The 26,517-nt window shown below is 66.5% G+C and carries 28 protein-coding genes and 1 tRNA gene; 17 read left to right on the forward strand and 12 right to left on the reverse strand.

The genetic code is table 11. The annotated features are described in order from the left end of the window. Positions 1-95 precede the first annotated feature (95 nt). Together EY822_RS06145 and EY822_RS06150 are read left to right on the forward strand one after the other, a co-directional pair. Positions 96-662: a hypothetical protein gene (locus tag EY822_RS06145; RefSeq protein ID WP_150307460.1), complete on the forward strand. Its 567-nt coding sequence runs from the start codon at positions 96-98 to the stop codon at positions 660-662. A gap of 8 nt (positions 663-670) precedes the next feature. Continuing rightward, complete coding sequence (locus tag EY822_RS06150) at positions 671-1,546, forward strand: GNAT family N-acetyltransferase (protein ID WP_227497066.1); 876 nt, start codon at positions 671-673, stop codon at positions 1,544-1,546. 44 nt (positions 1,547-1,590) lie between these two features. Here the strand turns inward: EY822_RS06150 and EY822_RS06155 are convergent, their stop codons facing one another. The 5 genes from EY822_RS06155 to glnT form a co-directional block, all read right to left on the reverse strand. Beyond that, a complete protein-coding gene (locus tag EY822_RS06155) occupies positions 1,591-2,484 on the reverse strand; it encodes a DUF808 domain-containing protein (RefSeq protein ID WP_150307462.1) in 894 nt (297 codons plus the stop codon). A gap of 279 nt (positions 2,485-2,763) precedes the next feature. Beyond that, positions 2,764-3,060 carry a hypothetical protein gene (locus EY822_RS06160; protein ID WP_150307463.1) on the reverse strand — a complete coding sequence of 99 codons (297 nt, stop codon included), beginning with the start codon at positions 3,058-3,060 and terminating at the stop codon, positions 2,764-2,766. A 181-nt stretch (positions 3,061-3,241) separates the two neighbouring features. After that, complete coding sequence (locus EY822_RS06165; RefSeq protein WP_150307464.1) at positions 3,242-3,547, reverse strand: ArsR/SmtB family transcription factor; 306 nt, start codon at positions 3,545-3,547, stop codon at positions 3,242-3,244. A 78-nt stretch (positions 3,548-3,625) separates the two neighbouring features. Further along, positions 3,626-4,615 carry an alpha/beta fold hydrolase gene (locus tag EY822_RS06170; RefSeq protein ID WP_150307465.1) on the reverse strand — a complete coding sequence of 330 codons (990 nt, stop codon included), beginning with the start codon at positions 4,613-4,615 and terminating at the stop codon, positions 3,626-3,628. A gap of 6 nt (positions 4,616-4,621) precedes the next feature. Further along, positions 4,622-5,983: a type III glutamate--ammonia ligase gene (glnT, locus tag EY822_RS06175; protein ID WP_150307466.1), complete on the reverse strand. Its 1,362-nt coding sequence runs from the start codon at positions 5,981-5,983 to the stop codon at positions 4,622-4,624. Between the two features lie 211 nt (positions 5,984-6,194). Between glnT and EY822_RS06180 the strand changes: the two genes are divergently transcribed. The 5 genes from EY822_RS06180 to EY822_RS06200 all read left to right on the forward strand — a co-directional run bounded on the left by EY822_RS06180 (position 6,195) and on the right by EY822_RS06200 (position 12,121). After that, entirely contained in the window at positions 6,195-6,947 is a 753-nt protein-coding gene (locus tag EY822_RS06180; RefSeq protein ID WP_150307467.1) for a TetR/AcrR family transcriptional regulator, read from the forward strand. Between the two features lie 124 nt (positions 6,948-7,071). Beyond that, positions 7,072-8,400 (forward strand): ammonium transporter, encoded by a 1,329-nt coding sequence (locus EY822_RS06185; protein WP_150307468.1) that lies wholly within the window; start codon positions 7,072-7,074, stop codon positions 8,398-8,400. A 264-nt stretch (positions 8,401-8,664) separates the two neighbouring features. Continuing rightward, a complete protein-coding gene (locus tag EY822_RS06190; protein ID WP_264674005.1) occupies positions 8,665-9,894 on the forward strand; it encodes an MFS transporter in 1,230 nt (409 codons plus the stop codon). A 41-nt stretch (positions 9,895-9,935) separates the two neighbouring features. Then, positions 9,936-10,865, forward strand: coding sequence for a cyclase family protein (locus tag EY822_RS06195; RefSeq protein ID WP_150307470.1), 930 nt, complete (start codon positions 9,936-9,938; stop codon positions 10,863-10,865). A 155-nt stretch (positions 10,866-11,020) separates the two neighbouring features. Continuing rightward, the gene (locus EY822_RS06200) at positions 11,021-12,121 is read left to right on the forward strand and encodes an NAD(P)-dependent alcohol dehydrogenase (protein ID WP_150307471.1); all 1,101 of its coding nucleotides are present in this window, start codon (positions 11,021-11,023) and stop codon (positions 12,119-12,121) included. Positions 12,122-12,190: 69 nt separating this feature from the next. Here EY822_RS06200 and EY822_RS06205 read toward each other — a convergent pair whose 3' ends face one another. From EY822_RS06205 to alr, 4 genes are all read right to left on the reverse strand, one after another. Beyond that, positions 12,191-12,316 carry a fibronectin type III-like domain-contianing protein gene (locus EY822_RS06205; RefSeq protein ID WP_150307472.1) on the reverse strand — a complete coding sequence of 42 codons (126 nt, stop codon included), beginning with the start codon at positions 12,314-12,316 and terminating at the stop codon, positions 12,191-12,193. Between the two features lie 164 nt (positions 12,317-12,480). Next, the gene (locus EY822_RS06210; RefSeq protein WP_150307473.1) at positions 12,481-13,704 is read right to left on the reverse strand and encodes an MFS transporter; all 1,224 of its coding nucleotides are present in this window, start codon (positions 13,702-13,704) and stop codon (positions 12,481-12,483) included. A 277-nt stretch (positions 13,705-13,981) separates the two neighbouring features. Next, positions 13,982-14,989 carry a D-alanine--D-alanine ligase family protein gene (locus EY822_RS06215; protein ID WP_150307474.1) on the reverse strand — a complete coding sequence of 336 codons (1,008 nt, stop codon included), beginning with the start codon at positions 14,987-14,989 and terminating at the stop codon, positions 13,982-13,984. Continuing rightward, on the reverse strand, positions 14,973-16,148 hold the full coding sequence (alr, locus tag EY822_RS06220; RefSeq protein WP_150307475.1) for an alanine racemase: 1,176 nt from the start codon (positions 16,146-16,148) through the stop codon (positions 14,973-14,975). The genes EY822_RS06215 and alr overlap by 17 nt, the downstream gene beginning before the upstream one ends. A 423-nt stretch (positions 16,149-16,571) precedes the next feature. On the opposite strand from alr, the gene EY822_RS06225 reads away from it, so the two are divergent. Both EY822_RS06225 and EY822_RS06230 read left to right on the forward strand, forming a co-directional pair. Further along, positions 16,572-16,823, forward strand: a complete 252-nt coding sequence (locus EY822_RS06225) for a hypothetical protein (protein WP_150307476.1) — start codon at positions 16,572-16,574, stop codon at positions 16,821-16,823. A 133-nt stretch (positions 16,824-16,956) separates the two neighbouring features. After that, positions 16,957-17,913 carry an aldo/keto reductase gene (locus EY822_RS06230; protein ID WP_150307477.1) on the forward strand — a complete coding sequence of 319 codons (957 nt, stop codon included), beginning with the start codon at positions 16,957-16,959 and terminating at the stop codon, positions 17,911-17,913. A 253-nt stretch (positions 17,914-18,166) separates the two neighbouring features. Here the strand turns inward: EY822_RS06230 and EY822_RS06235 are convergent, their stop codons facing one another. After that, positions 18,167-18,409 carry a hypothetical protein gene (locus EY822_RS06235; RefSeq protein WP_150307478.1) on the reverse strand — a complete coding sequence of 81 codons (243 nt, stop codon included), beginning with the start codon at positions 18,407-18,409 and terminating at the stop codon, positions 18,167-18,169. A gap of 38 nt (positions 18,410-18,447) precedes the next feature. Continuing rightward, a tRNA-Gly gene (locus EY822_RS06240) sits at positions 18,448-18,518 on the reverse strand. 42 nt (positions 18,519-18,560) lie between these two features. Here EY822_RS06240 and dcd point away from each other — a divergent pair. After that, the gene (dcd, locus tag EY822_RS06245) at positions 18,561-19,166 is read left to right on the forward strand and encodes a dCTP deaminase (RefSeq protein ID WP_150307479.1); all 606 of its coding nucleotides are present in this window, start codon (positions 18,561-18,563) and stop codon (positions 19,164-19,166) included. A gap of 119 nt (positions 19,167-19,285) precedes the next feature. On the opposite strand, the gene idi is transcribed toward dcd, so the two are convergent. Beyond that, a complete protein-coding gene (idi, locus tag EY822_RS06250) occupies positions 19,286-19,804 on the reverse strand; it encodes an isopentenyl-diphosphate Delta-isomerase (protein ID WP_150307480.1) in 519 nt (172 codons plus the stop codon). Positions 19,805-19,856: 52 nt separating this feature from the next. Between idi and EY822_RS06255 the strand changes: the two genes are divergently transcribed. Genes EY822_RS06255 through EY822_RS06280 form a run of 7 tightly spaced genes read left to right on the forward strand, consistent with a single transcriptional unit; the run spans position 19,857 to position 26,434 of the window. Continuing rightward, complete coding sequence (locus tag EY822_RS06255; protein ID WP_227497067.1) at positions 19,857-20,927, forward strand: polyprenyl synthetase family protein; 1,071 nt, start codon at positions 19,857-19,859, stop codon at positions 20,925-20,927. Position 20,928: 1 nt separating this feature from the next. Beyond that, positions 20,929-21,870: a phytoene/squalene synthase family protein gene (locus tag EY822_RS15340; RefSeq protein ID WP_227497068.1), complete on the forward strand. Its 942-nt coding sequence runs from the start codon at positions 20,929-20,931 to the stop codon at positions 21,868-21,870. Then, positions 21,867-23,621, forward strand: a complete 1,755-nt coding sequence (crtI, locus tag EY822_RS06260; RefSeq protein WP_227497069.1) for a phytoene desaturase family protein — start codon at positions 21,867-21,869, stop codon at positions 23,619-23,621. Before EY822_RS15340 ends, crtI begins: the two co-directional genes overlap by 4 nt. After that, complete coding sequence (locus tag EY822_RS06265) at positions 23,621-23,965, forward strand: lycopene cyclase domain-containing protein (RefSeq protein WP_150307481.1); 345 nt, start codon at positions 23,621-23,623, stop codon at positions 23,963-23,965. Before crtI ends, EY822_RS06265 begins: the two co-directional genes overlap by 1 nt. Next, the gene (locus EY822_RS06270; RefSeq protein ID WP_150307482.1) at positions 23,962-24,327 is read left to right on the forward strand and encodes a lycopene cyclase domain-containing protein; all 366 of its coding nucleotides are present in this window, start codon (positions 23,962-23,964) and stop codon (positions 24,325-24,327) included. The genes EY822_RS06265 and EY822_RS06270 overlap by 4 nt, the downstream gene beginning before the upstream one ends. After that, positions 24,320-25,207, forward strand: coding sequence for a prenyltransferase (locus EY822_RS06275; protein ID WP_150307483.1), 888 nt, complete (start codon positions 24,320-24,322; stop codon positions 25,205-25,207). Before EY822_RS06270 ends, EY822_RS06275 begins: the two co-directional genes overlap by 8 nt. Positions 25,208-25,258: 51 nt before the next feature. Next, positions 25,259-26,434: a zinc-dependent alcohol dehydrogenase gene (locus tag EY822_RS06280; RefSeq protein WP_150307484.1), complete on the forward strand. Its 1,176-nt coding sequence runs from the start codon at positions 25,259-25,261 to the stop codon at positions 26,432-26,434. The last annotated feature ends 83 nt before the right edge of the window (positions 26,435-26,517 follow it).

Here is a 26,517-nt window from a genome sequence, read left to right on the forward strand (position 1 = left end):
GCGCATTCCGGCACCCCTGCGTGGTCAGTACCGCTGGGCGCGCCGTACTCCATCTCGAACCTGGCCCAGCGATGAGATGCCGTATCTTTTCGGGGATGACAGGAACGAGGCCGGAGAAGGTCGAACGCCACCCGCGGTGGACAGTATTCATCGTGTCGGCCATCTTCTTCGGAACCTTCATGGGGCTCCTCCAGCCCGTGCTCAGCGGGTCGCCGACGCCCTGGGGGGGTCGCGTACTCATGGGCGCGATCTCCGGATCCCTGTTCGGCGCCGGTATGACGTGGTTCATCTCGCGCTGGTGGGAGGACGCCGGCGGCTACACGAAGGCCCGGTCGCTGCAGACCGCGCTCCGCAAGCGTCGACTGCCCGATGACGCGGACCCCCAGGAATGGTCGGCGCTCCTGGACCTGCAGGAGGTCAGCATCCACCGCGCGCGGTGGTACACCGCCATCCTCATCGCTGCCGCCATTCTCAACACGGTCTTCGCGCTCACCCGCGCAGCGCCAGAACTCGGGCTCCTGCCCTGGTTCGGAGTGGCGATATTCGCGGCAATGGCGATCTACGCACCCTTCGAGACGCGATCTCGACGCGCGGCGGTGCACGAGCTCCGCAAGGGCCTCGAACGATCCGGGACCCCAGGGGACGAGGGTGCGAGCTCTTGAGTGTCGCTGTGGGAACCCCCGCCGTTGTCGAGCTCGAGCACCTTCGCCTCGTGCTGCAGCGGTGGCAGTACGACGGGGGCCCACTGCAGCTGCATCCGGGAGATCTGGGCTGGTACTCGCTTCGGGGACCCGCCGCCACCGCCGCGGCGATACGGGTGTGGGCGGACGGCGACTCGATCCTGGCGATTGCGCTCCGCGACGGTCCCGACCTGATGCGTTTCGCCATGGACCCGGTGTCTCAGCGCGACGCGGCTCTCGCCCGGTGCATCGTCGCGGATCTCGGTGATCCGGCGGCCGGTGTGATCGATGCAGGAAACGCGACCATCGAGGCGCGCGGCGCGCAGGCCCTTTGCGAGCAACTCGCGAAGGCAGGGTGGGTGCCCGACGAGCCATGGATTCCGCTCCACCGCGATCTGGCAGCGCCCGTCGAGCCTTCGCGCCTCCGGGTCGATACCGTCGATCCGGATCGCACCGACGAGTGGGTGTCTGTGCACTGGTCGGCCTTTCGCGGGACTCCGATGCCGGACGATCGGCAGCGTGCGTTCGTGGCCGGATGGCGGGCCGCGACGGAAAGTCCCTTCCTCGCTTCGGCGCGCATCCTGTCGGTCCACGACGATGACGGCCATGCGGTCGCTGTTGCGGCGGTGTGGTCGGCGGGCGTCGGGCGTCCCGGCCTCATCGAACCGATGGGGGTGCACGAGGAGCACCGCGGTCGCGGGTACGGCACGATCATGACGCGCGCAGCCGCAGCGGCGCTTCGGGAGATGGGGTCATCGAGCGCCACGGTGTGCGCCGAGAGCTCCAATCGAGGCGCGGTCGCCACGTACCAAGCGGCCGGTTTCTCCGCTCACCCCGAGGTCGCCGACTGGCGCCGCACTGTCTGACTCACGACGGAGTCGAGTCCGCCGAAAGAGGACGCCCTCCGGGATCAGTGGGCGACGGTGTCGGCCTGATTGCGTCGGGTTCGGCGTGACAGCCCGAGCGTGATGGCGACGATGATCAGGCCGAGAACAAGCCCGAAAATGGCGGACATCACCGTGTCCGCCACCCAGACGACAACCGGGCCAGCAGCTTCGATGGCGTGCGTCACGGTATGCAGCAGGTCGTAGGGCGCGCTCCAGAACGTCTCTCCCATGTTCGCGATGACCAGGTGCCCGCCGACCCACAGCATGGCGACCGTGCCGACGATGCTGATGAAGCGGAACACGGCAGGCATCGACGCGACGATGCGTGCACCGGTACGGCGCACCTGCTTCGACGGGCTCTTCATCAGTCGCAACCCGACATCATCGATCTTCACCAGCAGCGCGACGGCGCCGTACACGAGCACCGTCATGCCGAGGCCGATGCTCGCCAGCGCTCCGAGTGTCATCCCGAAACCGAAATCGGGATCGAGGCTGTCAAGCGCGATGAGCATGATCTCGGTACTGAGGATGAGATCGGTGCGGATCGCTCCGAAGACGAGCTTGCGCTCGTCCCGCGCCTCCGTCGCGTCGCTGCTGTGGTGGACGCCGAACCATTCCGTGACCTTCTCGGCACCCTCGAAACACAGGTAGGTGCCACCGATGATGAGGAGGAACGGCAGCACCCATGGTGCGAATTCGGAGAGCAGTAGCGCGATCGGGATGATGATGACGAACTTGTTGAAGAGGCTGCCCAGCGCGATGCGCCATACGACGGGCAGTTCTCGCGCCGGTGTGAGGCCCTGGACGTACTGCGGCGTGACGGCCGCATCGTCGATGACGACGCCCGCGGTCTTCGCGCTCGCTTTGAGGGCGGCGGTGAGGATGTCATCGACTATCGCAAGCAAGCCGACCGACATGCGTTTCTCCTTAGACGAGGGCCTTGATCTGCCGTCATAGCGACGGCGGCTCTGTACACAGTAGCCGGACGGATGCGGTATGCCGACGCCCGCCAGTCTGAATGTCGAGCAGTCGGGACTCGGCGCGCTCCGGGCGTCGTCACCAAGCATCTTCATTCCGGATCGGCCCCTGGGTGGGCGTGCTCGGCGGGCCGAAAGGCTATCTCGCCTACTGCACGGACTGAGGCTCGGCCGGAACTCGAGTTCCTCGGCCGAGCCTCAGCTCATGTCGACGCGAGGTCAGTGCTCGTCGTAGTGGCCGTCGTGCTCGGCGTGCTTGTGCCCGTCGTGCACGTAGTCCACATGGTCATCGTGGCTCACGGCCTCGTGGCCGCAGTCGGCACCGTGGATGTGCGCGTCGGTGGTGTGCTCCGCCTCCGATTCGTGCTCGTCGTAGTGGTCGCCGTGCAGGGCGTGGCGGTGAGTGCCGTGCAGGTAATCGGTGTGGTCGTCGTGGGTGATGGCTTCGTGGCCGCAGTCGTCGCCGTGCTGATGGTCGGTGACCGCGTGCTCGGCGTGAATCTCGGTGAGGGACATGGTGCTCCTTCGGGGTGTCGGCGGGAGGGGGATGCTCCCAGCCAAACACACTCATAAACAGATAGCAATTCGTTTATGCAATCAGGAATGGTTCGCAATTGGTCATCGGCCGCTGGAGTGCGTCGACGGTGTGGAGTGCGTCAACGGCGTCGACAGAGCGACCGAACAACCAGCGGATCGCCTAGGGCGTGTCTTCCAGCACGTGGCTGATGGCGTCCTCCACGACGTGCGTCACGTGGGTATCGGCGATCGAGTAGGTGGCTTCACGACCAACACGGTCGACGGTGACCACCTTCGCCACGCGGAGTGTGCGGAGGTGCTGGGAGACCAGGGGTTGAGACTGGCCCGTCATCGCTACGAGGTGGCTCACCGTAGACGGACTCTTGGCAAGCAGGGTGAGGATGGTCAAGCGCGACGGCGACGAGAGGATCTTGAACAGTTCGGCCGCCCGGGCGATACTGCCGTCGTTCGGTCGGACGTCGGTCATTCCTCTAGGTAAGCACATCCATGCATGCGGAGTTATGCGCCGATGGGGGATCGACGAACCCCGTGGGCTGCGGCCGTCCTACAGCAGGTCCTGAACGGCCGCGCGGATCTGCGCTGTTTCAGCGGCTCGGATGCCGGGGCGACCGGCGACGTGACCGAGTTCGGAGACCAGCGGACGGAACTCGCCTCGCGGGAGGTGGCTCACTTCCCGCTCGCTGTCGGCCTGCGGGAAGTAGAGGTCGGAACTGCCCGGCATCACGATGGCCCGCGCGGCGATCTGCCGCAATGCGCCCTCGAACCCGCTCGAGTGGTGCTTACCGATGTCAGCCCGTTGCCAGGTGCCGAGGCAGGCCAGGAGATCGTTCGCGTCCTCGCGTTCATGGTCGGCCGCCCACCCTCGGAGGACCGCGTCCACCGATGAGTATCCGAGCTCCCGGTACGTGCCCCGTCGGAAGAACTCCTGGGAGTAGGCCCACCCGGCGTACACGGTCCCGAATGCTCGGAGGCCCTGAACGGGAGGATCGCTGTAGCAGCCGTTCCGGAATGCCGGGTCGGCGAGAAGCGCTGCCTTCACGCCTTCGAGGAACACCATGTTGTGCGGTGAGCATCGTGCGGCTCCGGCGATCGGAAGGATCGCATCGACGAACTCCGGATAGCGCACCGCCCACTCGTACGCCTGGAGCGCACCCATCGACCAGCCCGCGATCAAGCGGATCCGGGTGACTCCGAGGTGGGTGAGAAGCCGGTGCTGGGCGATCACGTTGTCGACGATGTCGACATCGGGGAAGCGCGCTCCGGCGATCTCCGTGCTGGCCCGGGACGGAGACGTCGAAACGCCGTTGCCGAAGAGGTCGACCGCGACGATGAACCACCGTGCCGGATCGAAGATCCGGCCGGGTCCGATCCACGGTTCGTAGCTCGACGACGTACCCGTGTAATAGGAGGGGAGCAGGATGCAGTTGCTCCTTTCGGGGTTCAGCTCGCCGTGGGTCTCATAGCTGAGCTGTGCCGAGGGCAGGCTCGAACCGGAGACCAGTTCGAGCCTGCCGAGGCTGAAATTCGAGCGCATCGGGGATCAGAAGAACTTCAGGTACCGCTTGGTCTCCCACTCCGAGACGTGCGCCTGGTACTCGTCCCATTCCTGGCTCTTGTAATCGATGTAGGCGTTGTACATCTTTTCGCCGAACACGTCGCGGGACAGGCTGTCGGCGGCGAACTCCTCGATGGCCTCTCCGAGGCTGCGCGGCAGGAGGCCGAGTCCGTTCGTGATGATCTCGGCCTCGGTGTAGTTGTACATGTTCTCCGTGTGCGGCTCACCCGGGTCGAGGTTCTCCCGGATCCCCTCGAGGCCGGCGGCGAGGATGATCGCGGCGCCGAGATAGGGGTTGCCGCTGATGTCGGCGGCGCGGCATTCGACCCGTCCTCCCACGAGGGGCACGCGGATCATGTTGGTGCGGTTGTTGTTGCCGTAGCTGACGAAGACGGGGGCCCAGGTGGACCCCGACATGCTGCCTTTGCGCACCAGCCTCTTGTAGCTGTTGACGGTCGGGGCGATGACGGCGCAGATGGCGGGGGCGTGCTTGAGCACACCAGCGATGAACTGGTACCCGAGTTCGGAGATCCCGCAGCCGCGGGGATCGTCGTCGGTCTCGAAGAGGTTCTGCCCGGTCTCGAGATCGGCGAGGGACATGTTGAAGTGGGCACCGGATCCGCTGCGGTCGGCGAACGGCTTCGGCATGAATGTGGCGAAGTAGCCGTGCTTGCGCACCATCTCGTTCGCCATCAGGCGGAAGAAGACCGCGCGGTCGGCCATGGTGAGGGCATCCGAGTACGTGAAGTCGATCTCGAACTGGCCCTGGGCGTCCTCGTGATCGAAGGAGTAGACGCCCCACCCCATGTCGTTCATCGCTTCGACCATCTCCGTGAGCCAATCGAAGTTGTCGAGCGCGGCCGGAGCCGTGTAGCACGGCTTGCTCAGGTTGTCACGGTCGCTGACCTCGACCGGCCCCTCGGGAGTGTCCTTGAGGACGAAGAACTCGGTCTCGATCCCCAGGTTGAACGTGAACCCGAGCTCCTTCGCGGCCTCCAGCTGGCGCTTCAGGATGTTGCGCGACGCGGCTTCGAACGGCTTGCCCTCGTGGTAGAGGTCGCTCGAGAAGTAGGCGACCTCCTTGCGCCACGGCAGCTGCACGGCGCTATCGAGGTCGGGGCGCGCCGACAGCTCCTCGTCGCTGATGTCCTGGGGCAACCCGTCGAGGGCGGCGCCGGTGAACAACTCGGAGCCCGCTGCCATCCGAGGCAGGTGCGACAGGGGCACGAACTTCGTCTTGATGTTGCCATGGAGGTCGACGAAGCTCGACATCGCGTATTTGACGCCCGCCTCCCGGAGCTTGCGCTGCACGGTCTCCACAGCTGCGTCTGCAGTTGTCACACTCATGTTGATCTCCTGTTCGTATCCCCGCAGCTCTCGTCGCGCGGTTTCGATAACCTATGGAAAAGGATGCGCCTCCGCAGTTTCTATACAGTGTCGATTTTGTTTCCGCTCCGTAAACTCTGCCGTCGAGGCTTCGGTGTCGGGCTATCGTCACAGCGCGGAACGGGGCGCCCGCACCGCATAGGCTGCACACCGGAAGACGCGAGGAGCGAGCATGGCATCAACGGACGGCGCGAGAGCCACTGCGGGTCGACCCCGGCTGAGCGGATCCGTGGGGGAGTCTCCGCGCCTGGACGTCATCCGCGAGGCGACGGCGCTCTTCGTTGCCAAGGGGTATGCGGAGACGACGATGAGCGAGATCGCCCGTAATGCCGGGCTTCGGCAGTCCTCGGTCTACTACTGGTTCGCGCGCAAGGAGCACATCCTCCAGGCCCTCTTGGAAGACAACCGCGGTTCTCTCTCGGTGGCGAAGGCCCTGCACCACGCGCGGGATGCTGCGGCCGCGCGGCTCTACGCGGTGCTCCACGCGGACGCCGTTCAGCTGTGCGCGTCGCCCCTGGACTTCTACGAGTTCGAGCGCGTCGCCCGCTCGCAACCGCAGAACTTCGGTGCGTTCTTCGATGACTACAGCGAACTGCACCGGCTCACCGCGTCGATCATCCGGCAGGGGACGGAATCCGGGGAACTCCGCCCCGTCGATCCCGACGTGGCCGCGACCGCTGCCCTCGGGCTCGGCGAAGGCCTCCAGCGCCACTTCCGTCAGCCGCTCCCGGGCCTCCGGGCTTACACCGCCGACGAAGTCTCGAGCTTGAGCGCCGACACCACGCTCGCCTCACTGCTCGCCGACCGTGAGGCTCTTCCGGCGGTCCGAAGCCAGGCGGCGGGGTTGCGGGCGGCGGAAAGCACGCCGGTCGAGAACGCGCGGGCCGAGAGTGCTCCGGCCGAAAGCGCGTCGGCCGAGAGTTAACGCGCTTGTAACGACGGTGATACGGCATCGAAAAGGCTGCCACCGACCATTTGGATAGCGTATCGAAACGCTCGTGCCCGCGATCGACGCGGAACGCATGCTTCTCACGGTCATGGAGATTCGAATGGACACTGCTGCAATAGCGGGCAACACGGCGTGGATTCTCACCGCGGTCATCGCCGTGGCGCTGATGCTTCCGGGACTCGCCCTCTTCTACGGCGGCATGGTGAGCCGCAAGACCACGATGAACATGATGCTCATGGTGTTCGGCGCGTTCTGCGTGGTCGGAGTGCTCTGGGTGGTGTTCGGCTACTCGGCAGTCTTCGGCAATTCGATCGGGGGCATCGGTCTCCTCGGTGATCCCCTCGAATACGTCGGACTCGGGCAACTGCTCACCGCTCCCGCAGACGCGGCGCTGCCGCCGCTCGCGCTGGCGGCACTGCATCTGATGTTCGCCGGACTGACCGTCGGGATCGTCGCCGGTGCCGCCGCCGACCGCATGAAGTTCGGTGCCTGGCTCGTCTTCGCGGGACTGTGGGTCACCCTCGTGTACTTCCCGGTTGCGCACTGGGTCTTCGCCTTCGACTCGGCCGACGGAGCGGTTCAGGGCGGCTGGATCGCCAACACGCTGGGCGCCATCGACTACGCCGGAAGCACGGCGATCCACGTGAATTCGGGGGTGGCCGCCCTCGCGCTGGCTATCGTCCTGGGCAAGCGGCGCACCTGGCCCGTTCAGCCGAAGGCGCACAATCTGCCCTTTACCCTGCTGGGCGTGGGACTGCTGTTCACCGGGTGGATCGGCTTCGACGGCAGCGGTCTCGGCGCCGCCGACAACAACGCGGCAGTCGCCGTGTTCAACACCGTCGCCGCAACCTGTGCCGGCGTCTGCGTCTGGCTCCTGGTGGAACGCCTTCGCGACGGACATCCCACGACCCTCGGTGCCTCCTCCGGGGCGATCGCCGCCCTCGTCGCCATCACGCCGTCCTGCGGTGCGGTCACTCCCCTCGGAGCGCTGGCCATCGGCGGTGCAGCCGGTGCCGTCTGCTACTTCGCCGTCGCGCTCAAGTACAAGCTCGGCGTCGACGACGCCCTCGACGTCACGGCGCTGCACTTCGTCGGGGGCGTGGTGGGCGGTCTGCTCATCGGGCTCATCGCGACGCCGGAGGCGCCGAGCGGCGGTGCCGGCCTGCTCTACGGGGGCGGCTTCGACCTCCTCGGTCGGCAGGCGCTCGCGATCCTCGCGGTGCTCGTCTATACGTTCACGGTGACGTGGGTCCTCGCGACGGTCCTCAACAAGACGATGGGCATCCGCGTGCCCGACGAGGTCGAGGCACGCGGGCTGGACATCGAACTGCACGCGGAGAACGCCTACGAGAACGGCTCCGACAAGGCCCATTCCCCGCGCGGCCATGCCGAACAACTGCACACCCTGGAAGCGGACCCTGCCCTCTAGGTGGCCACGCGACCATCGTCGCAGCGGAGGCGGGATCGAAGCGCGGTCGGGGCTAGCACTCGACATAGTCGACATGTTCGTGGAGCAGCTGATCGACGATGCCCTGTGCGTGTGTTGCGCGAATGATGCCCGTACGGATGCGGACAGGCGTCCGTCAGCGACTCTCCATCAGATGCAGTGAGCGCCCGGCTGAATCGCGGCCGATAGCTTCACTCGGTGGTGCGTCCCTAGGGTTGACGGATGCCACTTGGTCGTAGGTTTGGCGTGCTGTGGAGCGCGAATGCTCTGTCGAACCTCGCTGACGGTGTCGCGTTCGTGTCCATGCCGCTACTTGCAGCCTCGATGACCGATGATCCCCGCCTTGTTGCGGGACTGGCCACGGTCTACGCGCTGGTCCGTCTCCTGGTCGCGCTACCGATCGGCGTCTGGGTCGACCGGATCGACCGGCGCACCTTGATGGTCACGGCGAATGTACTGCGTGGCGTCACCCTGTTGGGACTGGCGCTGACGCTTCAGGTTGGTGTCTCCTCGCTGCTGGTCCTCTACACGGCGATGGCCGTCGTCGGGACGCTGGAGAGCATGGCGGACAGCGCCGCGGTCGCCATCGTGCCCTCCCTGGTCGATCGTGAACAGTTCGACACCGCGAATGGGCGGATCGCGGCCGCGCAGCTCGTCGCTGATGAATTCGCCGGCCCACCACTCGGGGGGTTCCTTTTCGGGTTGGCAGCGTCCGCGCCGGTCTTTGCAATGGGCGGATTGTGGGCACTTGCCGGGCTCGTCGCCCTTGCCTTACCGGTCCGACACTTGTCGCGACCGTCCGTCACGGCATCTGCGATCCGGGCCTCCGTGTATACCGAGGCGCGCGAGGGAATCATCTGGCTGAGGCGCCACCGTGTTGTCGGCAGTCTGGCGCTCATCGGGGCACTTGCAAGCGTCGGCTACATGCTGCCGTTTTCCATCCTCGTCCTCTTCGCGCAGGAACGACTCGAGCTGGATGGCGCGGGTTACGGCCTGTTGCTCGCTTTTTCTGCTCTCGGCGGGTTGTTGGGCTCGTTCCTCACCCCACGTCTGCGGAAACTTCTCGGATATCGGTGGACGATCGCAGGCAGTCTGCTCTTGGGTGCGGTGACTCTCGGGGGGCTTGCTCTCACGACCAACCCGTACGTCGCGGGCTTACTTCTGGCGCTCTACATACTTCACGCGGTGGTCTGGAGCATCTGCGCTCTTTCCCTGCGCCAGCGGCTCGTACCCGACGAGTTGCTCGGTCGGGTCGGCGGCGCTGCCCGAGTGCTTGGGCTGTTAGGTCTTGCAGCGGGTTCCGCCCTCGGGGGAGTGCTGGGCGCCATCGACCTCGTGATCCCTGTTGCGGTCGGCGCCGCCGTGTTCGTCGCTTGTTGCCTCGTCGCGACAGCAACCTTGCGAGGAAGCCCAAGTCCGCCAGTCCCAAAGACTTCCGCAACGATGGCCGCTGAACCATCCGCAGGTGAGAGGTGACGCTGCCGGTGCCCGACCCGAGTCGCTGGTAGGTTCGCGCCGTGGATGATTACCGTGCCGTGTTCGATGCCCGTATCTCCTTCGTGAACGGCGGTGGGTTGAGCGCGGAGGGGTTCCGTCTCGACGTCGCTGGCGCGAACGTCTCTGAGGCGGAGGTCGCCCGATTGCTGGTGCAGCATCTCGGTCTCACCCTCGTCGGCGAGGTGCAGCTGACCGGTCTCCACATCGTCGCCGAGCAGCACCGCGGTAGTCGAGGTATCGCTGTGACCGGTGCAACCGTCCCGGGTGGGCCGCAACGGCTTGTTGATCTGAGCCACACCATCCGGGAGGGCCTTGTCACCCTCCCCGGCGTGCCCGCCCCGGTGATCAGTCCGCTTCTCACCCGCGCGGAAGCCGAGAGCAGGTATGCGGCCGGGACGACGTTCGTGATGGACATCGTGTCACTGCCCGGAAACACGGGAACCTACATCGACACCGCATTCCACCGCTATGCGGACGGTGCCGACCTCGCAGCGGTGTCACTCGAGACGGTCGTTGATCTACCGACCGAGGTGTTCCACTTGACCGACGCCAGGACGCGCGGCATTCCCGCGTCCGTGTTCCACGACCGCGACGTGCGGGGGAAGGCCGTACTGCTGCACACCGGATGGGATCGCCGCTTCGGTACTCCTGCGTACGGCATCGACGCACCGTTCCTCGCCGGCGACGGCGTGGACTACCTCGCGGAACAGGGCGTGACGCTGGTAGGAATCGACTCGGTGAACGTCGACGACATGTCCGACGACGCACAGGGTGCTCGTCCGGCGCACTCGGTGTTCCTGGCATCCGGGATCCCCGTGGTCGAGCACCTCACCAATCTCGGAGACCTTCCGCCGAGTGGGGCGCTGTTCACCGCTGTGCCGCCGAAGATCGAGAAGTTCGGCACCTTTCCGGTACGCGCTTTCGCCAAAGCGCCTCGAACCACCCCGTGACGGAATGGCCCATCGAAAAGGAATCGTTCACCTATGTGCTGACGGGCAAGAACAAGCGCGGATGGATCAGCACCCCCGAACCCATGCGTCGCGTGACAGGCGCAGACTGGTGGTCACTAGCGCACCACGGAAGCGTGGTCGAAGGAGAAGACACCATGAAGGTAACGGCTGCTGTTGCTCAGACGAAGGGCGAACCACTCGTCATCCAGGAACTCACGCTCGACGCTCCCCGCGCAACTGAGGTGCAGGTGCGCATGGTCGCGTCGGGTGTGTGTCACACCGACGCCATTGTGCGCGACCAGGTGTATCCCACGCCGTTGCCCGCCGTGCTCGGGCATGAGGGCGCCGGGGTCGTTGTCGCGGTGGGTGACGGTGTGACGAGCGTCGACGTGGGCGATCATGTGCTGCTCAGCTTCTCCAGTTGCGGTGTGTGCTCCTCGTGCGTCTCCGGCCACCCCTCGTACTGCATCCACCTCTATGACCTCGACTTCGGCGGCTCCCGCACCGATGGGTCGACCGCGTTCACCGCGGAGGACGGTACGGCCGTCTCTTCCCACTTCTTCGGCCAGTCGTCGTTCGCCTCGGTCAGCAACGTCGCCGAGCGCAGCGTCGTCAAGGTGTCGAAAGAAGCACCGCTGGAACTCATGGGTCCGCTCGGTTGCGGAGTCCAGACGGGCGCGGGTGCGGTGCTCAACGTTCTCGAGCCAGAAGCCGGAAGCAGCATCGTCATCTTCGGATCCGGAGCGGTGGGCATGTCCGGTCTGCTCGCCGCGGTCGTCGCCAACGCGACGACGATCATCGCCGTGGACATCATCGACAGCCGGCTCGAATTCGCCAAGAGCCTCGGAGCCACCCACACGATCAACAGCAAGAATGAAGATGCCGTCGCACGCATCCGCGAGATCACCGGGGGCGGCGCGAACTACGCACTGGACACCACCGGCAACAAGTCCGTCTTCACTCAGATGACCAACTCTCTCGGCACCCTCGGCCACGGCGCTCTGGTCGGTGCCGCCGCACCCGGCACCGAGTCACCGATCGATATCGGCAACCTGCTGCTCAGCGGACTCAAGATCAGCATGGTCATCGAAGGCGACTCCGTGCCGCAGACGTTCATTCCCCGGTTGATCTCGCTTTACGAAGCAGGCGTGTTCCCCTTCGACAAGCTCGTCAAGAAGTATGACTTCGCCGACATCAATCAGGCCTTCGCTGATAGCGAGAGCGGTGAGACCCTCAAGCCGGTGGTCACCTTCTAGGCTGCCCGATTCGGGGACGAAAGGGCCCGCGTCCCGGGCAGGATGCGGGCCCCATTCGTGTGCGCTCTGTTACCGGATGGTGGCGGTGCCATGCAGGCGGATGTCGCCCGAGGAGGTTCCGACGTAGATCGGAACCGTTCCGGTCGGCGTCACCCACGCGTCGGCCGCGCTATCCCAGTAGGAGAACGCACGCATCGGTGGAGCGAAGACGGGATCAGAGGAGGGTCTGGTGACGGACGAGCACCAAGCCCCGACCACCAGGACGGTGACGATCCATTCGCGGAAAACCGTATCGAATCGAGCCCGACGTCGAGATATGAGTGGTTTGCGTCTGCACCCCAATCACTCCTCGGCATGGGTTAGATGTCTTGATCACGGCCGGCTAGGAGGACCACGACAGCGCTGACGCCGAACAGCGCTGCGGTGAGAACAAATGCCCCCACCGGTCCCGCGAGTCCGGCGATGACTGCGAGAACTCCGGCGGTGGCTATTTCGCCCACGTATTCCGCTTGCGCCAGGAGGGAATGCGTCGTCGCACGGACCTCCTTCGTGGTGCGCCTGTTCACCCAAATGGTTGTTACGGTACGAAAGATCGGACCGGCGACACCGTTGGCGACGAGGACGGCCACGATCGCCATCTGCATGTCGGGGGCAAACCCGAACAGCGCGAGACTGATAGCACCGGAGATTCCGCCGAGTACCATCACTCCGCGCGCTCCAGTCTCCGAATGGATGCGGTTCTCGATGATCCTGAGGGTGAGTGCGCCGGTGACGAAGCCGGCGATGCTGATACCGGTGAACCATGCAGTGCCTTCATTGCCTTCGGGAAGACCGACATCGACAAGCTTCACCGGGTAGATGCGACCGAAGGAGTCAGCTGCTCCGTTGACGAGCATGGTGACGATGACGAGCACGAGAATGGTCTTGTCTCGGAAGGCGAGTCTCACCCCGTGCCGGAGGATGCGGAGAGATCCACGGCACCGTTGTGTTCGGATTGACATGAAATTGCGCTCCGGGAAGAGCCAGGCCACCACCAGCCCGAGCAGGAGCATCGCAACACCGGCGGCCACGATGACAGTCGCCCGATCGATCAGCGCACCAAGCGTTCCGAGCGCGACCATACCGACGCCGGCACCGGCGAGTTGCCAGCGAGCCTGTCTGGTGAGCACATGATGCATACGGTCGGGCAGCTGCAACTCGTCGGTGATCCATGCGATGTCGGATCCGCTTGAGAACGTCCACGAGATACCCCACAGCATCTGCGACAGCATCAGCGGGGCGAACGAAGGGAACAGTCCGGTACTGATCATCGCCATACCCATCAGGGCATGGGAGAGCACGATCGCCCACTTGCGGCTGAAGGCGTCGGCGAGGACGCCCGCGGGTAGTTCGAAGAGTACCGCCGCGGTTCCCTGCGCTGCAGCGATCAGCAGGAGTTCTGATGGCGACAAGCCGACATCGATCACCATGTACAGACTGACGAGCAGCCACCAGCCGTTGTGCAGGATGGCGCGGACGAAGGTCCATGCGACGAAGGTGCGGACGAGGGGATCCCCTACAAGGCCACCTGTCACCGCTGTCATATGGTGGCAGATTCGCGCGTGAGCATCATGCTCCCCGGGATGACGAGTCGAACGAGAGTCGACGGAGCCCTAGCAACGAGAGTCGACGGAGCCCTGGCTATACGTGCAGGGCGAGTGGTGGCAGATCACTCAGTGACAGGTCATGCAGGCGACGTTAGCGACACTGCTGCGGTGATCGCAACCGATCACGTCTTCTCTCGGTCGTGCTCCGTCGATATGTCGAGGCTTGGTTACTGCTCGAGCCAACGCTGATGAAGCAGTGCGTACTCGCCACCTTTCAGCGAGCGGGCTCACATGCTGCGGCCACGAGCTCGTCGACCAGCTCATCGTAGGACATTCCCAGGGCGCCGTACATGCGGGGGACCTGGGACTGCTCCGTCATGCCGGGAGAGGTGTTGATCTCGTTCAGCACCGGACCGTCGTTGGTCAGGAAGAAGTCGAACCGGGCCACTCCGCGGCATCCGAACGTGTCGTACAGACGATGAGCGTGCTCGGTGATGCGCTGACGTTCCGGGCTACTGAGGGGCGCGGGCACGACGAAGCGCGCACTTCCGTCGTACTTCGACTCGGCATCGAAGACCTCGCCGTGCGCGACGGAGATCTCGAGCGCTGCGCCAGCGCGGAGGACGCCGCGGGCATCGCGATACACGGCGATGTCGATCTCGCGTCCCGAAACGAAGGCCTCGACAACGGCTTCGCGGTCGAACGTGAGTGCCAGCTCGACGGCCGGTGCGAGGTCGTCGGTGCCATTGGCGATCGAGACCCCGTGGCTCGAACCACCCGATGACGGCTTGACGACCACAGGGAAGGCGATGTTCGCGAGAGCGGTAGCCGCATCTACGGAGGTCACCGTGACCCCGTCGGCGACGGCTACACCGATGTGCCGCGCGAGGAGCTTGGTGACGGCCTTGTCCATGGCGAGTGCGCCGGGGCGCACGGGCGAACCGACAGCGGGCACGCCGATCATGTCGAGGAGACCGGCCACGGTTCCGTCTTCTCCGTGCACGCCATGCAGAACGGGGAAGGCGACATCGCAGCCGGTCAGCAACTGCACAGCGGTTCCCGCCTCGATTGCACGACCTCCCTGGCACCACTCGCCCGTGCGTCCGATGGTCAACTCGGTCACGCGATGGCCCCGTTCGCGGAGCGCGGTCGCTACGCCGAGTGCGGAGGCCACCGACACGTCGTGTTCGGAGCTACGACCACCGCCGATCACCGCAACGTGGTAGCGACGTCCGCTTCCCAGCGGGGAGGGGTGACCGGGGATGTCAGGCGAGGCTGCCATGGGCCACCTTCTCTCTGTGGGGGACGGGAGCCGGACGTTCGGTGGCGGATGGGACATCGACATTGGGAACCCGTGTCACCCGTGTCCCGATTCCCGTCACGATTTCGTGGGGGATCGTGCCCGCCCAGCGGGCCCACTCGGTGACGGTGGGGGCGCCGTCGTCACCGGTTCCGAAAACGGTCACGGGCTCGCCGGGCTGCACGGAATCGGTGCCGGTGTCGACGACGACCATGTCCATCGAGAAACGTCCGACGAGGGGACGTCTACGGCCCCGGATGAGAACCTCGGCACGGCCGGCAGCGGACCGCGGCAAGCCGTCGGCGTATCCCAGGGGCAGGAGCGCCAGTCGTGTCGGCCCTGCTGTGACGTAGTCGTGCCCGTAACCCACGCCGGTGTGGGCCCGCGCACCGTGGGCGTGGACCACCCGCGTGGTCAGTTCGAGCGCCGGCATCAGCACATCGCTGGTGTTCGACGGATCAATGCCGTAGAGACCTGCTCCGATTCGAGCGAGATTGTGGCCTTTGGCCGCACCGGTGATGATGGCCGCGGTGGCCGCCAGGTGTCGGACTCGAGGCCGTAGTCCACGCCGTACCGCAGTCCGCAGGGCGTTCGCGAAGACCATCCCCTCGATCCTCGTCTGGGGGGATCCAGGCAGATCCGCGGATGAGAGATGCCCCATGATGCCGACCACATCGACGGCACCGGTCCGTTCGTGATGACGGGCGATGGAGCAGAGCGGAGACCACTCCCCGACCGGGGTCCCGTCCCGGCCCATGCCGACGTCGATGTGCAGGTGCACGCGGGCCGCGACTCCGGCGCGTCTTCCGGCCGCGGCCAGCGCGTGGAGATGGGCAGCGCTCGGCACGGCCACGTCGATGCGCTGACGTACAGCTGCATCGAAATCATCGCTCGGGGACGTCAGCCAGCAGATGAGGGGAGTGTTCGCGTCGACGGCCCGAACCCGGAAGGCCTCGTCCAGTGTCGCCACCCCCAACCACGTCGCGCCGGCCCGCGTGACCGTGCGCACCACGTCCCCGTGTCCGAACGCGTCTGCTTTGACGACAGCGAGGAGACCTCCGGCGGTGCGGTCGGCGAACCACCGCGTGTTGGCCGCGATCGCCGCGGCATCCACCTTCAGTTGCGACAGCGACTTGGTCATCGTTCGGACTCCATGTCGCCGACATTAAGCGGCGGGGGCGCTGCCCGGCATCATCCTGTGGTCTAGCGGAAGTCATCCGGTCGGATAGAAGACGGTCGTCCGCAGGTACCCGCTCGAATCACCGGGCACCCGAACTGGGGGTCGGTCATTGTGCGAACATACTGATCTGTCTGTCCGCACCCGGTTACAGTGATAACACACCGGGTCCTCCGACCGGTGCAAGACCAGCGGCCTCCCCATCCGCTTCGGTAACGCGTGCCTCCCCGAGCCGCGCTACCTCCGCTTCCCCTCCCCCGGGAAGCGCCGCGGGTCGGTACATCATGCCGGCCCGCGGCCACGGCCCAGCCCCACGCCCACACGCACGCCCACGCCCACGCCCACGCCCACACCCACACCCACACCCACCACCCGAAGGAGCGGAACATGTCACCCACAGAGCATGCCTGGTTCGAGTCGCTTCCCGCTGAGCTCAAACAGCACCTCTGGGATCACCGTGGTGAGCCGCTCGCCGCGCCCATCCTGGCGGCTCTGCTGCACACTCCGGAACCGCTCCCCGATGTGGAGACCCATCACGTCGGCGGCAGTCTGCAGCTCCGGCTCCCGTACTCCACATGGGAGTACATCTGGAGCCGCATGAGCCCGGTCCTGCACAACGACCGCGTTCTGGCCGCCTGACGCAGAGCGCTGACGCAGAGCGCTGTCGCGGTCGCGAAAGTCCGGTCAGGGTCACCACCTTCGGCTCCCAGCCGGAAACTCCGGTAGTTTCCACACGTGCCCGAATCGGCGCCCAGAATCAGGAGACATCGCAATGACGAACCTTATCCCGCTCGGCGCCTCGGACCTGTCCGTCTTCCCGTTCAATCTCGGCGGCAATGTATTCGGCTGGACGGCCGATCATCGATCGTCGCTCGACATCCTCGATCACTACCGTGCGGCAGGCGGGAACTTCATCGACACGGCCGACGTGTACTCCTCGTGGGCCACCGGCAATGAGGGCGGCGAGTCCGAACGGATCATCGGCGAGTGGCAGCACCAGCGGGGTGTCCGTGACGAGCTCGTCATCGCGACGAAAGTCAGTCAGCACCCCGAGTTCTCGGGGCTCTCCGCTGCCAATATCGTCGCAGCCGCGGATGCCTCACTCGAGCGACTGCGCACCGACCACATCGACCTGTACTACGCCCACTTCGACGACACCTCCGTGCCGTTGGAGGAGACGATCACCGCGCTCTCGCAGCTCGTCGATGACGGCAAAGTGCGCTACATCGGGATCTCCAACTACAGCCCCGCGCGGATCGCCGAGCTGTTCGACATCGTGAACGCCGAGAGACTTCACCGACCTGTCGCGCTGCAGCCGCTCTACAACCTCGTCGAGCGAGGGTATGAGGATGAGACGCGGGCCATCGCGGAGAGGGAGAAGCTCGCTGTGCTGCCCTACTCCGCCCTCGCGTCAGGGTTCCTCACCGGTAAGTACCGAGAAGGTTCGGAGATCGACAGTCCCCGCGCGGGCGGTGCTCGGGCATACCTCGACTCTCACGCGGCTGTTCTGCCGGTACTCGACGAGGTCGCGGCCGCTCACAGCGTCAGCGTCACAACGGTTGCGCTCGCCTGGCTCCGATCGCAGCCGACGATCGTCGCTCCGATCGCCAGCGCCCGGAGCGTGGAGCAACTGCCCGATCTGCTCGCCTCAGCGACACTCGAGCTCAGTACGGACGAGCTCGCTGCCCTCTCGAACGCCACCACGTCCGCTCCCGCGCTACGACACTGAGCGTCTGGGCGGCAACGCGCGGAGGTGAATCCGAGCGTTTCGGGTCGGTTGAGACGACGAAGTCGACGACGCCCGACAAGAATCGCAGCGTCGGCATCCGCGTACTGAGCGGCGTCGAGCTGTGGCCGAAGGGCCCTCGAGCCGATCCCGGCGTCATGACACCGTTGTCGCGGTGGCGTCGCTCGATCCGGTCCATGCCGCGCCGATGTTGGGTGCATGCGAGCCCCCAAGGATGCACCGGGTAGCGTGACAGTCACCAGCGCCGGCGCCAGTATGCGGACCAGCCCGCCATTGCGAGCATCCACACTCCGATCACGATGCTGAGAGTGATCCAGCCCCACAGAGGAAGCGGCAGGCCACGTCCGTACGACCACGTCTGCAGCTCTGCGGGTGTGCTGATGCACAGTTGCACCACTCCCCAAGAGACGGCAACAGTGCCCATCACGATGAACATCGCAATCGCCCAGATCGGGGCTTTTCGGGTTGGCCGCATCATGCGTGTGACGCTACACAACGTGTCGTTATGGACACCAGAGCGAGTGACGGGAATCGAACCCGCGCTATCAGCTTGGGAAGCTGAAGTTCTACCATTGAACTACACTCGCGCGCGCCGCCGGGGCGTGGCGGCACGGCAATAGGCTATACCAGTGCTGCTGAGTGACAGAGACATCAAGGCCGAGTTCGACACCGGCCGGATCGCGCTCGACCCCTACGATCCGACGATGCTGCAGCCGTCGAGCATCGACGTGCGCCTCGACCGCTTCTTCCGCCTCTTCGACAACCACAAGTACCCCTACATCGACCCCGCGGAGGACCAGCCCGACCTCACCCGGCTGATCGAGGCGCAGCCCCGCGAGCCGTTCATCCTGCACCCGGGGGAGTTCGTTCTCGGCTCCACGTATGAGCTGGTCACACTGCCCGACGACGTGGCCGCGCGCCTCGAGGGCAAGAGCTCGCTCGGCCGCCTGGGGCTGCTCACCCATTCGACCGCGGGGTTCATCGACCCGGGGTTCTCCGGCCACGTCACCCTCGAGCTGTCGAACGTCGCCACCCTGCCGATCAAGCTGTGGCCGGGGATGAAGATCGGCCAGCTCTGCTTCTTCCGGCTGAGCTCACCCGCGGAGAACCCGTACGGGTCCGGGATCTACGCCTCGAGGTACCAGGGTCAGCGTGGTCCGACCGCCTCGCGCTCGCACCTGAACTTCCGCCACACCGACGTCTCGGTGACCGACGCGGGGCGCGCCACCGACTGACCGGCTCGCTCGCCCCGATCGCTCGCCGCTCCCGGTTCGCCTCGTCCCCACCCATATATACGGAGCGGGGATAGGTATAGGGAGCGGGGAGTGTCCCTTCGAGGGGCCAGGGACCGCCCTCAGCCGCGGAGGAGGGCCGGGAGCTGCAGGGTGAGCCACGGGCTGAACGCCCACGGCGTGGAGTCGATCGCCTGCAGCAAGGACGACGGGTCCGCCCACTCGGCGTCCATGACCTCGCTCGGGCGGGCGTTCAGCGCACCGGACGCGGTCGCCCGATACACCGGGCAGATCTCGTACTCGACGATCCCGGATGCGTCGACGGCGCGGTAGCGGAAGTCCGGCAGCGCCACCTCCACCGAGTCGAGCCGGATACCGAGCTCCTGCTCCGCCCGCCGGTGCACCGCATCCTCGAGAGACTCGTCCGGCCCCGGGTGCCCGCAGAACGAGTTGGTCCACACTCCCGGCCAGGTCAATTTGCTGAGCGCTCGCCGGGTGACGAGGATGCGCCCCGCCTCGTCGAAGATGTGGCACGAGAACGCCAGATGCAGCGGCGTCTCGGTGCTGTGCACCGTGGCCTTCTCGGCGGTGCCGATGGGGGTGCCGTCTTCGTCGAGCAGAACGACAAGTTCTGGCGTCACCCTCTCACCATCCTTCGATTGTCAGCGCGCTGTCTAATGTTAGATTCAGGGAGTGGACGCTCCGGACCTGAACGCCCTCTCAACGGAGAGACAGAAACAGGTCGACGCCGTGCTGTCGCGCTTCTTCAGCCTAGCCAAGAACCGTGCGGCGCCCTTCGGAGCCGAGTACGTGAAGCTCTGGGAAGCCATCGAGGCGAACACCGCGGGCGGCAAGCGGTTCCGGCCGCGCATGGTCATGGCCGCGTACGAGGCGTTGGGCGGCCAGGACACCCGGGCCGCGGCCTACGTCGGAGCGGCGTTCGAACTGCTGCACACCGCTCTCATCGTGCATGACGACGTGATCGACCGCGACTTCATCCGCCGCGGCATCCCGAACATCTCGGGCAGCTACCGCGACATCGCCACCACCCAGGGCATCCCGATGCCCACCGCCGAGCACCGCGGGATGTCCGCGGCCGTCATCGCCGGTGACCTCGCCCTCTTCAACTCCTACCGGCTCATCGACCGCAGCGGTGTGACCGACGGCATCCGCACGCGCCTGCTCGAGATCCTCGACGACGCGCTGTTCGCCTCCGCGGCGGGTGAACTCATCGACGTCGAGTTCTCCCTCGACTCCGACATCGCCGAGATCGACGACCTGCTGCAGATGGCCCGCCTGAAGACCGCGGTCTACTCCTTCGAGTGCCCGCTGCAGGCCGGGGCCGTGCTCGCGGGCGCGAGCGAGGAACTGGTGGCCACGCTCGGCGCATTCGGTCGGGACATCGGCATCAGTTACCAGATGGTGGACGACGTGCTCGGCGTGTTCGGCAACGAGGACGAGACGGGCAAGACCACCCTGGGCGACCTCCGCGAGGGCAAGCGAACCGTGCTCATCGCGTATGCCGCGGGCAGTCGCGAGTGGTCGGAGATCTCCCGACTCGTGGGCAAAGCCGATCTCAGCCGCGGCGAGGCGGCGCTGGTGCGGTCGGTGCTCGAGTCCTGCGGTGCCCGCGGTTTCGCTGAATCGCTGGCGCGGGATCACGCCACCCGAGCCATCGCCACGCTCGACTCCCCGGCCGTGCCGCAGGCGCTCCGCGACGAACTCGCTCCCGTGGTCGACGCGGTGCTCGACCGGGTGCGGTGACGTGGCGGATTCCACCGATCTCGCCCTCTACGACCGGGTGGCCCAGGAGACGGCCGCCCTGGTGATCCGTCGCTACTCCACGTCGTTCGGACTGGCGTCGCGACTGCTCGGCGCCGATGTGCGCCACCACGTCGAGAACATCTACGCCCTGGTGCGGATCGCCGACGAGATCGTCGACGGTGTCGCCGCGGGCGCCAACGTGCGCTCCGACGAGATCGCCGCGCTGCTCGATGCCCTGGAGCGGGAGACCGACGACGCGATCCGCCGCGGCTACAGCACCAATCTCGTCGTGCACGCCTTCGCCGCGACGGCCCGGGCGTCCGGATTCGGCACCGAACTGACCGCGCCGTTCTTCGCGTCGATGCGGATGGACCTCTCCGCCACCCTGCACACCCCGCAGTCGTTCCGCGACTACGTATACGGCTCGGCCGAGGTGGTGGGTCTCATGTGCCTGCGGGCGTTCCTCCGCGGCGCCCCGGTGGACGCCGCGACCGATGCCCGACTGGTCGATGGTGCCCGGCGCCTCGGGGCCGCGTTCCAGAAGGTCAACTTCCTGCGCGACCTCGCCGCGGACTACCGCACGCTCGGCCGGTCGTACTTCCCCGACGTGGATGTGACCACCTTCGGTGAGGCGGACAAGCACCGGCTGCTCGACGACATCGACGACGACCTCCGGGCCTCCGCGGCCGTCATCCCCCTGCTGCCCCCGTCGAGCCGCCGGGCGGTGGCGCTCGCCCAGGGCCTGTTCGCCGAGCTCGCCGCTCGCCTGCGAGGAACCCCGGCCCGCTCCCTCCTTGACGAGCGGGTGCGCGTGCCGAACCCGGTGAAGCTGCGCATCGCCGCGGCGGCCGCGGCAGGCCGACCGCCCCGGTCCTCGTCTCTGTCCGAGCGGCGATCGCCCGCCTCGGTCCGCTCCGTGCGCGCAGGAAGGCACTCCCCATGACCTCGTTCTCCCCTCCGCCCGTCGATGCGGTCGCGCCCGAACCGGTACCGGCCGCGGGGGGAGCCGCGGGCGGACCACGCCCCTCGGCGATCGTGATCGGTGGCGGCATCGCGGGGCTCGCCTCCGCGGCGCTGCTGGCCCGGGACGGGTACGCCGTGACCCTGCTGGAGCGGCAGGACACCGTCGGCGGCCGCGCCGGGGTGTGGGAGCGCGACGGGTTCCGCTTCGATACCGGGCCCAGCTGGTACCTCATGCCGGAGGTGTTCGACCACTTCTACCGGCTGCTCGGCACGAGCGCCGCCGAACAGCTCGACCTCACCCGCCTCGCACCGGGGTACCGCGTCTACTTCGAGGGCGACCCGTCGGAGCAGACGACCACGTTCGACATCGCCGACAACCGTGACGACAACCTCGCCCTGTTCGAATCGATCGAGCCGGGCTCAGGGCCGCGGATGGCGCGCTACCTCGACTCCGCGCGGGATACCTACGAGATGGCCAAGAAGCGGTTCCTGTACACGACGTTCGAGTCGTTCACCCCGCTGGTGAAGCGCGACGTGCTCAGCCGCACGCCCCGCCTCGCGCGACTGCTGCTCGAGCCGCTCGACCGGTTCGCCGCCCGGTTCGTGACCGACAACCGGCTCCGCCAGGTGCTCGGGTACCCGGCCGTCTTCCTGGGGTCGTCCCCGTTCCTCACCCCGAGCATGTACCACCTGATGAGCCACCTCGACATGGAGGACGGCGTGCTCTACCCGCAGGGCGGCTTCACCCGGGTGATCGAGACGATCGCCGACCTCGCCCGAGCCGAGGGCGTCGACATCCGCACCGGCAGCAGCGTCACCAGCATCCGCACCGAGCCGGCGGGCTCCGGCCGCGCCGTTGCTCGCGGTGTCGAGTACCGGGATGCCGCGGGCGTCACGCACGAACTCGCCGCCGACGTCGTGGTGTCGGCCGCCGACCTGCACCACACCGAGACGTCGCTGTTGCCGTACTCCCTGCAGACCTATCCGCAGAAGTACTGGGACGACACACTGGCGGGCCCGAGCGCGCTGCTCCTCTACCTCGGTGTCGAGGGCGGGCTGCCGGAACTCGAGCACCACACCCTGTTCTTCACGTCGGACTGGCATGACAACTTCGGCCGCATCTTCCCCGGCACGCGGGGATCGGCGCACACCGAGACGTCGGTGCCCAACCCCGCGTCGCTGTACGTGTGCCGACCCAGCGCGACGGATGCCGGGGTCGCCCCCGAGGGCAGCGAGAACATCTTCGTGCTCGTTCCCATCCCGGCCGACCCCGACCTCGGTGCCGGAGGAGTGGACGGCGCCGGAGACGAACGCATCGAGCGGCTCGCCGACCTCGCGATCGAGCAGATCGGCGCCTGGGCCGGTATTCCCGACCTCGCCTCCCGCATCACCGTGCGCCGCACCATCGGTCCGGCCGACTTCGCACGCGACCTCAACGCGTGGAAGGGCACCGCGCTCGGCCCGGCGCACACCCTGCGGCAGAGCGCGTTCTTCCGTGCCGGCAACGTGAGCAAGAAGGTCGCCGGGCTCTACTACGCGGGCGGGTCGACCATCCCCGGCATCGGCCTTCCCATGTGCCTCATCAGTGCCGAGATTCTCGTGAAGAGGCTGCGGGGTGACGTGTCCACCGGTCCTCTGCCGGAGCCGCTCACCGCAACGGTGCAGTCGAATGGGTCCGCCAGCACGGGAGGAACGGCTCGAAGGGCCCCCGCCCGCTCCCGGCGTCGCTGATGGGGATCCTCTATTTCGTCGCCCTCGCCATCTCGCTGGCGTGCATGGCGCTCATCGATCGCCGCTGGAAGCTGTTCTTCTGGCGCGATGCCCGCAGCGCGCTCATCGTGCTCGTGGTCGGAGTGCTGTTCTTCCTGCTCTGGGACATCGCCGGCATCAGTCAGGGCGTCTTCTTCCGCGGAGAGACCGAGTTCATGACCGGGCTGCAGATCGCGCCGGAGCTGCCCGTGGAGGAGGTCTTCTTCCTCACCCTGCTGTGCTACCTGACCATGAACATGGTCAACGGCTTCGGCCGCATCGCCGACCGGAAGGCCGCGAAAGCACGAGCGAAGGCGAACGCGTGAGCTACCTCGAGGTCAACTTCTTCTTCCTCCTTCCCGTCGCCGCGATCGGCGTGCTGTGGCGATACCTGCTCACGCAGGAGGCCAATGCCGTGCCCTACGGATCCAGCCGCTTCGACTTCCCCGAGTACTTCACCTGGCGACGACTGCCCATCGTGCTGCTTCTCGTGCTGACCGCGATCTTCGACAACGTGATGATCGGTGTCGGCCTGGTCGGCTACGACCCCGACACCCTCCTCGGCGTCTACATCGGAATCGCGCCGATCGAGGACTTCGCGTACTCGATCGCGGCCCTCATCCTGCTCCCCGCCACCTGGTACCTGCTCCGCCGCCGCCGCAACTCGGGCCTCGAGACGTATGCCTGAACTCGGCACGCGGGGGTCGACCGCCCGCGCCATCCTGCTCTCGTCGCGTCCGCTCTCCTGGGTGAACACCGCGTTCCCGTTCGCCGCGGCCTACCTCACGGCCACGCGCGAGATCGACCTGACCCTCGTGCTCGGCACTCTCTACTTCCTCGTGCCGTACAACCTGGCGATGTACGGCATCAACGACGTGTTCGACTACGAATCCGACATGCGCAATCCGCGCAAGGGCGGCGTGGAGGGGGCGGTGCTCGATCGGTCGCTGCACCGACCGATCCTCCTCGCCGTGCTGATGACGAACGTTCCATTTCTGGCCTACCTCCTCGCGGTGGGATCCCCGCTCTCCTGGCTGGTACTCGCGGCGAGCGTCTTCGCCGTGGTCGCCTACAGCGCACCGAGGCTGCGATTCAAGGAGCGGCCGTTCCTCGATTCGATCACCTCGAGCGTTCACTTCGTCAGTCCCGCACTCTATGGACTCGTGCTCGCCGGCGCGGGCGTCCCGGCGCAACTGTGGGCCGTGCTCGGCGCTTTCTTCCTGTGGGGAATCGCCAGTCACGCATTCGGCGCCGTGCAGGACATCGGTGCCGACCGCGAGGCCGGTATCTCGTCGATCGCCACCGGCATCGGCGGCCGCGCCACGGTGCGGTTCGCCTGCCTCTCCTATGCCCTCGCCGGCATACTGATGCTCGTGACCGATTGGCCGGGTCCGCTCGGCGCACTGCTCGCCGTGCCCTACGCGGCGAGCGTCCTCCCGTTCTGGTCCATTCCCGACGCGGATGCGGCGCACGCCAACGTGGGGTGGCGGCGGTTCCTGCTGCTCAACTTCATCACCGGATTCTTCGTCACGCTGCTGCTCATCGGGCACTGGCTGATCACCGGCTGAGCAGCTCCCGGAACACGCGACAGGCCCCCGCGACCGGCGTAGACATGGGGCATGAAAGCACTCACCTGGCAAGGCAAGCGCAAAGTAACCGTCGAAGAGGTCCCGGACCCGGTGATCCAGCAGCCCACCGACGCTGTCATCCGTGTCACGTCCACCGCCATCTGCGGCTCCGACCTGCACCTGTACGAACTGTTCGGCCCATTCCTCACCAAGGGCGACATCCTCGGCCACGAATCGATGGGAATCGTCGAGGAGGTCGGCAGCGCCGTCACGAAGCTCGTCCCCGGCGATCGCGTCGTCATCCCGTTCGTCATCGCCTGCGGCGAATGCTTCATGTGCGCCCGTGGACTCAACACCCAGTGCGAGACCACCCAGAACCGCGATCAGGAGGCCGGGGCGGCGCTCTACGGCTACACCGAGATCTACGGATCCGTTCCCGGCGGTCAGGCGGAACGCCTGCGCGTGCCGCTGGCCGACTTCAACGCGACCAAGGTCGGTCACGAGTTGGCTGACGACCGCTACCTCTTCCTCAGCGACATCCTGCCCACCGCCTGGCAGGGCGTGAAGTACGCCGAGCTTCCGGAGGACGGCGTGCTCGGCGTGCTCGGCCTCGGACCGGTGGGGCAGTTCGCCAGCCGCATCGGCGTGCACCTCGGTCACCGGGTGATCGCGGTGGATCCGCTGCCGGAACGGCGCGCGATGGCCGAGCGCTACGGCGTCGAAACCATGGACCTCACCGATGACATGGTCGAGCGGCTGCGCGACGCCACCGATGGGCGCGGTCCCGCCTCCATCGTCGACGCGGTGGGCATGGAGGCGCACGGCAACCCCGGAATCTCCTTCGCCCAGTCCGCGATCGGCGCGCTACCCGACCCGGTGGCGAAGAAGATCATGGGCAACGCCGGCATCGACCGGATGGATGCGCTGCACACCGCCCTCGACGCGGTTCAGCGCGGCGGCACGGTGTCGCTCAGCGGGGTCTACGTGGGGGAGGCCGATCCGATGCCGATGAAGTCGATGTTCGACAAGCAGATCACCGTCAAGATGGGGCAGTGCAACGTGCAGCGCTGGCGGGACGAGCTGCTGCCGATCGTGGAGGATCCGTCCGACCCGCTGGGGGTGGAAGACCTCACCACGCACCGGGTGCCGCTCGAGCGCGCCCCCGAAATGTACGAGACCTTCCAGAAGAAGGACGACGGCTGCATCAAGGTGGTTCTCACGCCGTAGCGCACGCACGCACGCCGGCACCGCCGTCGGGCGTCCCGTCTTAGCGAAGCGCCTCCCCATCCGTGGGAGGCGCTTCGCATGTG

It is taken from the genome of Planctomonas psychrotolerans (genome assembly GCF_008642235.1).
GTDB classification, from domain to species: domain Bacteria; phylum Actinomycetota; class Actinomycetes; order Actinomycetales; family Microbacteriaceae; genus Planctomonas; species Planctomonas psychrotolerans.

Bases quoted from the DNA above. Each gene is read 5' to 3' on its own strand.
- EY822_RS06225 (WP_150307476.1), top strand. From the start codon at position 16,572: ATGTCACCCACAGAGCATGCCTGGTTCGAGTCGCTTCCCGCTGAGCTC.
- EY822_RS06280 (WP_150307484.1), top strand. From the start codon at position 25,259: ATGAAAGCACTCACCTGGCAAGGCAAGCGCAAAGTAACCGTCGAAGAG.
- alr (WP_150307475.1), bottom strand. From the start codon at position 16,148: ATGACCAAGTCGCTGTCGCAACTGAAGGTGGATGCCGCGGCGATCGCG.
- EY822_RS06170 (WP_150307465.1), bottom strand. From the start codon at position 4,615: ATGCGCTCGAATTTCAGCCTCGGCAGGCTCGAACTGGTCTCCGGTTCG.
- EY822_RS06200 (WP_150307471.1), top strand. From the start codon at position 11,021: ATGAAGGTAACGGCTGCTGTTGCTCAGACGAAGGGCGAACCACTCGTC.
- glnT (WP_150307466.1), bottom strand. From the start codon at position 5,983: ATGAGTGTGACAACTGCAGACGCAGCTGTGGAGACCGTGCAGCGCAAG.
- EY822_RS06165 (WP_150307464.1), bottom strand. From the start codon at position 3,547: ATGACCGACGTCCGACCGAACGACGGCAGTATCGCCCGGGCGGCCGAA.
- EY822_RS06210 (WP_150307473.1), bottom strand. From the start codon at position 13,704: ATGACAGCGGTGACAGGTGGCCTTGTAGGGGATCCCCTCGTCCGCACC.
- EY822_RS06235 (WP_150307478.1), bottom strand. From the start codon at position 18,409: ATGATGCGGCCAACCCGAAAAGCCCCGATCTGGGCGATTGCGATGTTC.
- EY822_RS06160 (WP_150307463.1), bottom strand. From the start codon at position 3,060: ATGTCCCTCACCGAGATTCACGCCGAGCACGCGGTCACCGACCATCAG.
- EY822_RS06155 (WP_150307462.1), bottom strand. From the start codon at position 2,484: ATGTCGGTCGGCTTGCTTGCGATAGTCGATGACATCCTCACCGCCGCC.
- EY822_RS06275 (WP_150307483.1), top strand. From the start codon at position 24,320: ATGCCTGAACTCGGCACGCGGGGGTCGACCGCCCGCGCCATCCTGCTC.
- EY822_RS06145 (WP_150307460.1), top strand. From the start codon at position 96: ATGACAGGAACGAGGCCGGAGAAGGTCGAACGCCACCCGCGGTGGACA.
- EY822_RS06265 (WP_150307481.1), top strand. From the start codon at position 23,621: ATGGGGATCCTCTATTTCGTCGCCCTCGCCATCTCGCTGGCGTGCATG.
- EY822_RS06215 (WP_150307474.1), bottom strand. From the start codon at position 14,989: ATGGCAGCCTCGCCTGACATCCCCGGTCACCCCTCCCCGCTGGGAAGC.
- EY822_RS06230 (WP_150307477.1), top strand. From the start codon at position 16,957: ATGACGAACCTTATCCCGCTCGGCGCCTCGGACCTGTCCGTCTTCCCG.
- EY822_RS06205 (WP_150307472.1), bottom strand. From the start codon at position 12,316: ATGCGTGCGTTCTCCTACTGGGATAGCGCGGCCGACGCGTGGGTGACG.
- EY822_RS06180 (WP_150307467.1), top strand. From the start codon at position 6,195: ATGGCATCAACGGACGGCGCGAGAGCCACTGCGGGTCGACCCCGGCTG.
- EY822_RS06185 (WP_150307468.1), top strand. From the start codon at position 7,072: ATGGACACTGCTGCAATAGCGGGCAACACGGCGTGGATTCTCACCGCG.
- crtI (WP_227497069.1), top strand. From the start codon at position 21,867: ATGACCTCGTTCTCCCCTCCGCCCGTCGATGCGGTCGCGCCCGAACCG.